At 60.3% G+C, this 11033-nt stretch carries 7 protein-coding genes and 1 pseudogene; all 8 read right to left on the bottom strand.

The features are described from left to right. Positions 1-3566: pseudogene (locus BGO89_03395) on the bottom strand (hypothetical protein). A 23-nt stretch (positions 3567-3589) separates the two neighbouring features. After that, entirely contained in the window at positions 3590-4471 is an 882-nt protein-coding gene (locus BGO89_03390) for a hypothetical protein (protein ID OJX58286.1), read from the bottom strand. Positions 4472-5429: 958 nt separating this feature from the next. Continuing rightward, positions 5430-6665 (bottom strand): hypothetical protein, encoded by a 1236-nt coding sequence (locus tag BGO89_03385; protein ID OJX58285.1) that lies wholly within the window; start codon positions 6663-6665, stop codon positions 5430-5432. 120 nt (positions 6666-6785) lie between these two features. After that, entirely contained in the window at positions 6786-7415 is a 630-nt protein-coding gene (locus tag BGO89_03380; protein ID OJX58284.1) for a hypothetical protein, read from the bottom strand. Further along, the gene (locus BGO89_03375; protein OJX58283.1) at positions 7412-8662 is read right to left on the bottom strand and encodes a hypothetical protein; all 1251 of its coding nucleotides are present in this window, start codon (positions 8660-8662) and stop codon (positions 7412-7414) included. The genes BGO89_03380 and BGO89_03375 overlap by 4 nt, the downstream gene beginning before the upstream one ends. Further along, a complete protein-coding gene (locus BGO89_03370) occupies positions 8659-9336 on the bottom strand; it encodes a hypothetical protein (protein OJX58282.1) in 678 nt (225 codons plus the stop codon). Before BGO89_03370 ends, BGO89_03375 begins: the two co-directional genes overlap by 4 nt. A gap of 44 nt (positions 9337-9380) precedes the next feature. Beyond that, a complete protein-coding gene (locus BGO89_03365; GenBank protein ID OJX58281.1) occupies positions 9381-10358 on the bottom strand; it encodes a hypothetical protein in 978 nt (325 codons plus the stop codon). A gap of 11 nt (positions 10359-10369) precedes the next feature. After that, positions 10370-11029 (bottom strand): hypothetical protein, encoded by a 660-nt coding sequence (locus BGO89_03360; GenBank protein OJX58280.1) that lies wholly within the window; start codon positions 11027-11029, stop codon positions 10370-10372. Positions 11030-11033 lie beyond the last annotated feature (4 nt).

Below are 11033 nucleotides of genomic sequence, written 5' to 3'. Positions count from 1 at the left end.
TTGCCGTAGCGTCCGAACAGACTGGCCGTGGACGCGGTATACGATGCCGTACCGACGTGCTGAGACGACTGATCGAGTTTCGTGAAGACATCGGCCTTGTTGTCGGCATGCTTCATGATCATGGCCGCCGTGAAGTCCTTCGATGCCTTGTCCGGACGGTTGCCGACGATGGCGTTGATGGTGGACGACTTCCAGAACTCGAGACGAGGGGCGGCATCCTCGGCATGGCAGGCCAGTTCGAGATACGGAACCTTGCCGGCTGCCGTCGGCGACACGGTGATTTCGATCTGCATCGTATTGCCCGTGCCCATGGCCTTCATGGCCGTGAGGACATCTTCGTCGAGCGGAATCTCCCAGATGGCGAAGGTGTCGGCGAGAACGGGATCGAAGACGTGGTCGCGCGAGAACTCGTAGTCCAGTTGCACCGGCGTCACGAGTCCCCCGCCGCTGAAGGTCACCTTGCCGAGGAAGGTCCATTCGAGTGCGGAGAGGCCGGTGACGACGACGCGCAGGTGACCGTCGTCGATGTCGGCGGCTTCGCGATGCAGATAGTCGCCAGTATTGGCGACGTAGTTCAGGTTGATCGTACTGTTCTGCTCCATCGTGCGGCCATCACCGAGGTTGGCACACAGACGCTGGACGACGAGAGCTTCCTCCATCGTGCGGAGGCGATAGTCATCATAGGTCGTGGTGGCGGCTGGAACCGTCGGCACATAGCATACGGCCTGCGTGAAGGTTTGATCGTTCTCGGTCTGATGATTCCAGATCTTGACGTAGGGCGGACGATCCGTCCATCCCGTCGATGGGATATCGCCCGGAGCCCAGGCCATGGCACTGGTATCCGTAACGCTTGCCCTGCCATAGGTCAGGACCTTGGCGGGACCATAGGACGTCGTCTCGCGTCCGTCGACGGTCGAGCCATGGTGTGTCGGCAGGGACACGACGTCGATGGCCGTTCCGCCCGGATTCATGCGACGGACGGCAGGCACGACGGCGATGGGATCGTCGTGCAGATAGTCGAAGTCGTTGATGGCGACGCCCGTCGTCGTCGTACCGGCATTGTTCACCCGGCTGGCGCTGGGTGCGCCTCCGGACGCATAGTACAGCATGATCTGCGAGCCCTGCGGCCCGATGAGCTGTCGGGGAAGACGGGCCCTGCTGCCGTTCGTGTAGAGAAGAGTCTGTACGGTACTGGGCGCCGTCGCCTTCAGGCCGGTACCATCGGCCATGCCATACGACGTCATGTCCAGTGGCGAACCACGGAGCGCTTCGACGAGAAGATTGCAGGCGGTGGTCGTCTGATAGGTCACGTCCCTGCCGCCCAGGAAGTTGCCCAGACCATCCTTCACGGATATGGACGATGGCAGTCCCCAGACGGGACAGAGCTGGAACGTATGATAGATGTAGGCCGGATTGACGGTGAGTGTCGGGGAGAAGTTCGTGATCGCGCCCGAACCATTACGCAGAGCGTCGAGAGCACGGCGTGTGGCTGACTCGGCGAGCACCGTATCGTCGTACGTACATGTCTTCGTCAAATAGAGCATGTTCGTCGCCAGCGACGTTTCGATGGTGCGGAAGACGTTCGTCGTCGACGTCGGCTCGTAGATCGTGTTCGTCGTCGTGGCGACACCCTTGCCGTAGGCGCTCTTCATGGCCGTGGAAGGATTGCCGTACGTCCCGTGCGTCATGTTGTGATAGTCGGTGAACGTATAGGCATACGTTTCGTAGCTGGTCAGCAGATCGGCATTGGCCAGACCGTCGCGGATCCACGTCTTCGTCTCCGTCGGATAGAAGGACATGTTGGCGCCGCCGACCAGTTGCTCCTCCACCCTTCTGGTGGACGTCTTGACGTCACCCGTCGTATCGAAGGAATTGCGCAGGAAGCGATGGAACGGCTTGTCGAGGGCCGCATCGATGGATGGCGTGACGGCTCTCCATGACCAGTAGTTGAGCGTCTTCTGCCGTAGCTGATCCGTCAGGAGCGTACGGTCTTCCACACGAATTCTCGTCGTATAGGATCCCGTATCCGGCGTCGCCGTGGGATTGTACCAGTCGAACAACGTACGACGAAGCTCCTTCGGCGTCGTATGGTTCGTCGACAGCGTGATACTCTTGATCACGGTATTGACGTTGGGCTGGCAGTTACGCTTCGCCTCTTCGAAGTACCAGTCGTCGTAGTATCCGGTAGTGTATCCTTCCAGAGGACCCGGATCCCAATAGACGACGTCGGTGATCTCCTGGCGCGTCGTGATCTTCGTCGGACGGAAGCCGCTCCACCACGCCAATGGCGAGTTGCGCTCGTACTTCTCGTAGGCGATCTTCGTGACCTCGCCGTTGGGCTGGACGATGGCACGGATCATCATCCGGGCGCCGTTGACCCAATCGGCGACGAGGTTGCTGTAGTAACTGCGGGTACGCGAGCCGTAGTCCGCCCAACGCGTCGTGTTCGCCTCGTCGTCCAGATAACTCGTCGCTCCGTTGATGTCGTTCGACGGTACCGTGAACTGGTCCGTCATGAGCAGACGATGCGTGTGGCCTTCGGCCTCGATCGTCACGAAGTTGTTCTCGTAGGAGATGCGGTGTCCGTGGAACTCTTCCACGAGAGCACGGCCCGGCGTCAGATCGTGGTCCGTATCCGACGGATAGTGTTTCGAGCGTTTGAAGGTGAGGATATTGACGTTGTCGCGGTTGATCTCTTCGAGATAGAAGACCGTCGGCGTGACGCCGACGAGCGATTCCGGCGGACTGGCATAGTTTTCCAGGCCCAGCTTTCCATAGGGCAGGATGACTTCGCGGAAGACGTATTCGAGCCCATCACCGGGATAGTAGCGCACGACGCGGGGCCGCACGGCCCATTCGCTCACGTAGTCCGCCATACGTCCTGACGTGATGTCCTGCATCCACGTCGGATAGTAGGTGTCGTCGTACTCGACGACGGCGAAGGCATTGGTGTTCACGCCGTTGACATAGTACCAACCGACGTAGCGATCCTCTTCGTCGGCCACGGCATCATGAGGAATGGCATTGCGCAGTTCGAGGACGGAGCCGTCGGCCTGAAGGAGCTTGATGACGTCGGGCTCCGCAAGTTCGGTCAGCGTCGTCATGCGATTGCAGACGTCGTATCCGACCGTCAGCCAGTTACGGGTGGAATCTTCCGGCTCGGGTGTAGAGCCTTGCGACTCGGATGTATACCTCTGGACGTAGTTGAAGAGCTGGACGACGAAGCCGTTGACGCAGATGGCCCAGCCGCCATGTCGACGCGGCCATGTCGTCCATTGATTGTAGCCGGTCGTGAGCGGTGGGTTGTTGATGCCGAAACGGTACGACCCTCCGACATAGTATACCTGCTCGAGGCTCGGAAGCCATGCGAGATGGACGTCGACCGGCGCCGTGTTGACGGTCGTGCTCGTGATGGGATAGACGTAGGACATCTCACCCGTCATCGCGTTGAGGCTGGTCTGGGCCGTGGCGGTCGAAGACGCCATACCGATACCGAGGGCGACGATCATCAGCGAAAGAAGGGAACGGCGCATCATCGCGAACTCCGGAAAGAAGGATGTCGACATCGACAATAATTCTGATGTTGTTCTCATCGCTGCACCACGAGAATGGATTCGACAATCGTGCGTCCACCGTCGACGATCTTCACCACATAGCTTCCGGAGGAAAGACTCCGGATATCGATCACGGACATTCCCGTCATCGCTTCATCGCTCAAGCGCCGATGCATCACGAGGCGTCCGGTGTTGTCCATGATCCTCAGCATCGGCGACGACAGATTCTCCGCCTTCAGATGCATCCGGACTTCGTTCGTCGCAGGGTTCGGTGCCAGCGTGAGCGTGGTTTCCGGCGTCTTCATCAGGATCGTATCCGCTGCACGGGGTATACGTTTCTCGCTGCGTGAGCGGTGGTTGAGCGGCGTCACCGTATAGCCCGTCCCTCTGATCTTCCGCGACTGCGTCGTATCGGCGGCATCCATGTCCTCCATCCATGCTGCGGCCTGGGTGCGCATGCTGGCACCCCGGAACGCGAGCGCGTTCTGCGTCTTCATGTCCGCATCCGGACGGATGACCCAGCGTCGGCGCACCGTCTCGCCGTCCTGCTTCTTCGACGCATAGACGACGATGTCGTGGATGCCATCCTTGTCCGTGTCGTAGAAGTAGGCATCCATGGACTCCCCGCCATCCAGCGTCACATCCAGGACGGTCGTATCGGCCACGGCGTCCTTGTTCTCCGCGTCGTAGCCCCAGAGGATGGCCGCGAGGTTCACACCGCGATAGCGCTTTCCATGCTCCGCATCGTAGCGGACGGTCACCGTGACGGTATCAAGGAAACCATCGGCATCGAAGTCTTCGCTGCCGAGGACGGCAGTACGGCGCACGACGTCGTCGTCCTGCGCATATGAAGGCATGACGGCCGAGCACATCGTCAGCGTCATGATGAGAGCGATCCACCCCTGTATGCGAATCATGGAAGGACTCCGGAAGTATCGAGAGTTACGGTTCTCTATCCTGGCAGCACGCATTGCGACTGTCTGTGTTCGACGGCATCGGCATCGCGATACCGTGCCTTCACCAACGGACCATTCATCGGTCACGATTGCCCAAATGCACTGGCCCAACGTGGGGGCGAGCCCGTCGTTCATACCGGACACCGATCGGAGACCACACATACACCGATCGGACGCGATGTTATCGCCAAGCCGGACGACGGCAGCTACGACACTTGTTCAGACTATGACATCCGTTGATGAACAATGGGACATCATCTATGGACACGCGAGATATCATGAATCGGACCTATGCACCTCAAATGCAAGGAGCGCGGACCAATGAAAACGTCACGGAGAAAACGAGAACGGACGTGACAAAAAAACGGAGAGGCCCCTTCGCAGACCTCTCCGCTTCACTCAGTGCGGTCACTCACGGCAGCGGCTTCCCCGAGACGATACCGTTCCGCATCGTTCATACGATTCCATGTTCACCACATCTATCCGCCATCCGTTCTTCGAATGGACAGGGAGATCGTGCGGAATCTCCCTGCCTCATTCTGTGCGGTTTCCGACGCACCCGTTCGCCATGCCCATAGCGTCCGGTCCTCGTTGCCATGCACTGGCTTCGATCACCTTTCTTCGTGCGAACGTAACGGAAGGACTATGACATCTACTGTCATAGTGATACCGTCCGGGATATTCATTTCACGAATGAGGAATGGAGCTTTGCGAACAACGTATTCCGAATCATTCATACAAGTATCATGATCACGGCGACGGAGGTGGGCGTCTCGGATGACGGTTCACGATCATATCGTTCCATATGGAACGCAATCGACAGGACGACATGGTGTACCGACGACAGGTCACGACTCGGCCTGGCCTGCCGCTCGGGAGCGGAAGACAACGGAACGATCGGATCAGGAGAACGATGATCTCAGACCATCAGCAGCCACCCGAGGAGCAGACAGGCTGCGAGTGAAAGGGCCCTGCGGTGGGCAGGCTTCCACGGATAGCGTTCGAATCGGTCCATGGCAAAGGCCAGGATCAGCGTCGACGTCATGATCAGGGCGACGAAGCCGAGACCGGTGGCGAGATCGAAGACCCGGAAATGTGTGCGGCCGATGCCGTCGAACCACGGCGTACCGAAGAGCAGCACGAGATGGATGACGTAGATATAGAGCGACTTCTTGCCGAACATCGAATACCAGTTCCTGAGCTTCCACGTCCGCTCGAGCAGAACGACCGACGCACTGAAGATCATGAGCACGACGCCAAGGCGCTGCAGAACGAGCAGCACGCTCGTCGACGATGCCAGGGCGCTGTCCGGCACTCCCATACCGAGCGCCGCATAGTAGCAGAGCGTGGCACATGCGGCCATGACGCCACCTGCGCGCCAGCCGTAGCGCTTGATGTGTTCGTTACGATGCTCGGCCGGGATGCCATGCAGGTAGGCACCGACCGCGATGCCGAAGAAGAGGAAGGAGCTGAAGGGGAAGATCGGGAAGAGCGAGCCCGTGGACGGATTGAGGTAGGACATCACCCAGGCAGGAAGCATGGACGGCGGCACGTACTGCATGAGTGGCGTCAGTGCCACGATGGCCAGCCCCGTCAACAACCCACGACGTCCCATGTCGCGTACAGATCGCGTCGTATGCATCACGATCACGAACATGAGCATCGTCACGCCCGTAAGCTGGAGGATGTTCACCGACAGCGCGGGAGCCCAGACCTGCGACGGAACGAAGGGCAGATCCCATATCCTGTTCGCAGGCATGACGAGGAGATAGCCGATACCGATGATCGTCAATGCCCACCGGATACGTTTGGCCAGGACATCCTCACGGATGAGTCCGTTCTCGCCGCGCTTCGATGCGAAGGCATGGACGGCGCCGGAGACCATGAGGAACACGGGAGCGGTGAATCCGCGGAAGGCATGCCAGATGTTCCAGGGGAACACGGAAACATCGATCCACGCCGTACCGACCAGGGCGTCCAGGACGTGTCCCTGCATCATGAACAGCATGGCGATGAAGCGTGCGAAGTCCAGCGCATGGAGCCGATCGCCCGCACCCTTGCCATCCGACGACTTCCGCCTGTCCGGCACGGCTGCGGGACGGCGCAAAGGCTGAACCAGGGAACCGCGGAAGAGATATGGCATACCGAACATCATGGCATGCAACCTGCACGTTCCTCGCAACGAGGTCAACTTAATTTTTGTTCATTGAACGGTCATGTCCGACGCATCCCCGACGCGTCGACGTCTCCCGCGGTTCCGGTCCGCCGGTGCGGATCAGTACGTGTAGAAGTCGTATTCCAGCCTCAGCGCCGGCGCGATGCCGAATATCCCTCTGGAGCTGAGGTTGTGCAGGCCGGCTTCGACTCCGAGGCCGAAGCGGTCGGTGAATTTGTAGGTATATCCGGCCAGCAGAGAAACGCCCAGGGTGAAGTCCGTGCTGCGCGTATCGCCCAGACGCGATCCTGTCGACGTCGACGTGAGATAGTAGGCTCCGATACCGACGGATACTTCCACACCGTACTGCTGCATGGCGAAGACCATCATCATCGGTATGGCGTCGAGCTCCAGGTGAAGGTCGCCCTGCAGTTGCGGAATGTCCTGGGCCGTCAGCGTCTCGCGGGCCAGTGTCGTATAGCCCGACATCAGTCCCACGCTGAGCAGGTGTTCGGGCTTCCACATGGCACGGACGTTGAACGTGGGCATGGTGAAGCTGCGACGGTTGCCGACGGCGGTCGTCGGCTCCTTGAACACCGTGAACTGCATGCCTCCTGATACGAAGAGCTTGAGACGGTAGACGTTCGGAGGCAGCGTCGTATCGACGCCGTGCGTACTGTCCGTCTGCTGCGCATGCAACGAAACGGCAGCGGCAAGGATGACGATCAGGCCCCAGATGTACCGCATCATAGCGCCCTCGTATAGAAAATGGCGGCCAGCAGCATCGGATAGTTCGTCAGTACGCCATCGAAGTCTCCGTCGGTCAGGAACGAACGCATGAAATTCGGATCGTCCAGCGTCCATACATAGACCCTGCGCTGTTCCCTGTGCATCTGCTTGACGACATCGAGCTGAAGCCCCGCCGTGAAGCGCGGCGCCCAAACGGCGGCGTCGACGGCCCTCACGGAATTCGCGTCGAGTTCGCAGAGGACGGGTACGGCACCTCGCAGCGGGCTCGCCAGGTAGGCATCGCGAACTTCCGACGTAGGTATGCCGAGGTAGATCTTCACCGTACGCCGCTGCTGTACCGCATACTCCATCATCCTCTTCTGCACCGCGATGATGCTGTCGATGATCGTCTCGGCCTTGATGTCGAGCCACACCATCTCCAGCGGCGTTTCATCGATGACCGTGCGCAACGCCTCTTCGAGCGTCGGGATCTGTTCTCCGTTGACGAGTCGGGCCACGGCCTTGATCTGACGCAGGGTGTAGTTCTCCACATCGCCCAGTACGTAGGCGCCGCGAATCGTGCGGGGCGTGAACGTCGGATCGTGAAAGATGATGGCCTGGTCGTCCCTCGTACGATGGACATCGATTTCGATACCCGTCGCACCGAGTCTGCTCGCCAGTCGCATCATCTCGAGGCTGTTCTCCGATACGCCGTAACGCTCGGAATTGCGTCCGCCACCACGATGCGCGATGATGCTGAAGCCGTTCGGTCTGCGGAACAGGGCCCGCTTTCCGCGCAGGACGAGAGGTCGCGCATTCGCGCCGTCGGCGCCGCTCCACGTACCGCGCCATACGATGTCCTTGGCCTTCACCGTTCCGCCGCTCAATGCACGGCCGCCTTCGTCGGGCAGGGCCCGCAGACGTATGATACCTGTGGACGAACCCGTGGTGAAGCGCCACGTTCCTTCGATCACGCCGGTATCGCCGCGCACTCCGCCACGCATGGTGAGGAAGCAGACGTTACGCGTACCGAAACCGCTGAGGTCCCGCGCATTCCAGCGCAAGGCTATCGTATCGCCGAATTGCTGCTGACCCTCCTCGACGCTGTAGACGCCTCCCATGTCTTCCTTGACGGTCGTGTCGAGCAGCGTGACGGATGCTTCGACGTCGTCGAGATCGATGGCCGGATCGAGAATGTCCTCGAGCGGCGTCACGCATCCTGCGAGGACGACGAGCGGCAGAAGCCAGCGCACGATTCTTCCGCTCATAGGAGGAATCCTGCGAACAGTTCGGGATAGAACATCACTTCGTCGAACGTGTTGTAGAGAAACCAGGCCTGATATGGATTACGCGAACTGATGAGGGAGACGCCGAGCATGATGTGCGTCTGTTTCCAGAACGGCTGCTCGATGGCGATGGTCAGTGACCCTCCGTTGAAGATCCTCTTCGTGGCCTCGACGAACTGCCCTTCGATGCGCTGCTGACGCGACGTGATGAGTTCGGCCTCCAGACGCCCCGTAAGCGTACACGTGCCGAAGCTCCAGCTCGCCATCACCATCGGATAGTTCAGCCACATCGTCTGCGTGGTATTGAAGCCGTACAGATAGTCGAGATAGCCGTACATGAAGGCCGCACGATACCCGGCACCGATGCTGAGGTTGCCGATGGGTACGGACCACATGCCACCGGCTTCGACCATCGTCGTGGCGTAGTTCGAAGCGGCGCGGAACAGTCCGCTGAGATTCAGCGGCAGTCCGAGCCGGGCACGCACATCCACCATCGGAGCAGGAATGGCGCCCTCCGTCAGCGGCTCGGGAAGGATCGTCAGATCGAGTCCGAGCGAAAGATTGAGCCGTGCCACCGGCAACGGCCGCGCCGTCATGATGTAGTGCCGGTCGTTCGGCAACTCTTCCTGGGCGAAGACCGAAGACAGGCAGATCATGACTGCCAGGAGAAGACAAGCAAGACGTCGTGACGGTACCATGACTACTCGCGTGACGTGACGTCGGCAGGACTGAACTGAACCGTTACGGCGAACGTTTCATCGGCCGTAGTGGATCCCCGTTGTTCGAGCGGCCGCATCGCGACGACGACGGTCGTCCCGATACGCTGCATCAGAAGATAGTGAAACGGTCTGATCGGCCCACCCGGATACAGATCGTCGTGACGCCGCTGTCCGACCGCCTGGTACAGGCTCTGCCGCGGACCGCCACCGCCACCCGATACCACGAAGTGCTTTCCGTCCTTCACGAAGTGCTCGTAGGCATGGCAGTGTCCGCTCAGCCAGAGCGCTCCCTTCCTCGACTCGACGAAAGCCGGAACGAAGTGCCGCCGCATGACCTTGTCGTCATCGACGACGGTGCTGTTGGTATACGGCGGATGATGACCGCAGACGACGACGGCTACCACGGCCGAATCGTTATCGAGCCTCTTCATGGTCTTCCGGAACCAGGCCGCCTGTGCCCTCATGAACGGCACCGGCAACTCGTCCGTGTTCGTGTTGAGCATGACGAAGGCGATGGAGTCCATCGTGCGGACGTAGTACGTGCCCTCGACATCGGAGAACCGGCGATGGAAGGCGCCGAGTGCGGCGGCATCGCCGCCGTAGTATTCATGGTTGCCGAGGATGGGCAGCATCGGTATTCCGAGCTCGCGCACGGGCTTCATGATCCTGTCGAAGTACGACCATTCCTCTTCGGACGCTCCCCACCATACCATGTCGCCCAGAAGGACCAGTGCGTCCGGGCGATCGTCGGCGAGCTGCCGCAGCAGGCGCTCCCGCTCGGCATCGTTGCGCTCGCGCCAGACTTCCACGGGACCGGTCCGCTGAAGGTCGCCCACGACTGCGATACGGGCACCTGTCCCGCATTCTCCGTCCGTACAGAACGGGTCGATGTACGACGTCGTGGTCGAGCACGACGATGCCATCATGAGCGTCAGGCTCACGAACAGGGCATGGAGCAAACGAGCGGGAATCAGTCGCACCAGACGGTTTCGAACACGAACACTGAAACAACGATGACGAGGCCGGTATGCACCAGCATGAGTACAAGACTCCCCACGACGTCGGATAGTGCCATTCCGGCGAAGGACATCAGCATGGCGTTCACGCCGGGCAGTAGCAGCGGCAAGAGGATCGGGAAGGCGAGAACGGGCAGGAGGGCATTCTTCGTCCCGGCCTTGGCCACGATGGCCGATACGATCGTCAGCACGGATGCCAGCCCCGCGCTTCCGATCAGCACCGTCAGGACGAACAGTCCGGGTGCCCCCACCGTGACGTTCGAGAGAAAGAAGAGGAAGAGAATGGCGGCGACGAGATTGGCGGCGACGGCCTGGACGACGTTGACGACGAGCTTGCCGAAGTAGACGCTCATCGCATCGGTACTCAGACGAAGCAGCAGGGTCGTCCCCCGCTCCTCCTCGCTGATGAATCCCCTGCCCAGTCCGGTCATCGCCGTATAGAACATCACGATCCACATCACGCCCGCAGCCAGAGGTCGGGGCATGGCCTCGTCCGCCGCCGCGAAGGCGACCAGGACGACGGCCGTCACCACGAACAACAGCAAGGCAGTGATGCCGAATCGCGTCCGCAACTCGCTGCGGACGTCTTTGGCTACGACGGCGGTAAAACGCATGCGG

The sequence above is a fragment of the Candidatus Kapaibacterium thiocyanatum genome (assembly GCA_001899175.1).
In the GTDB taxonomy this organism is placed as follows: domain Bacteria; phylum Bacteroidota; class Ignavibacteria; order Kapaibacteriales; family Kapaibacteriaceae; genus Kapaibacterium; species Kapaibacterium thiocyanatum.
This window is presented reverse-complemented; position numbering and strand designations above follow the sequence as displayed.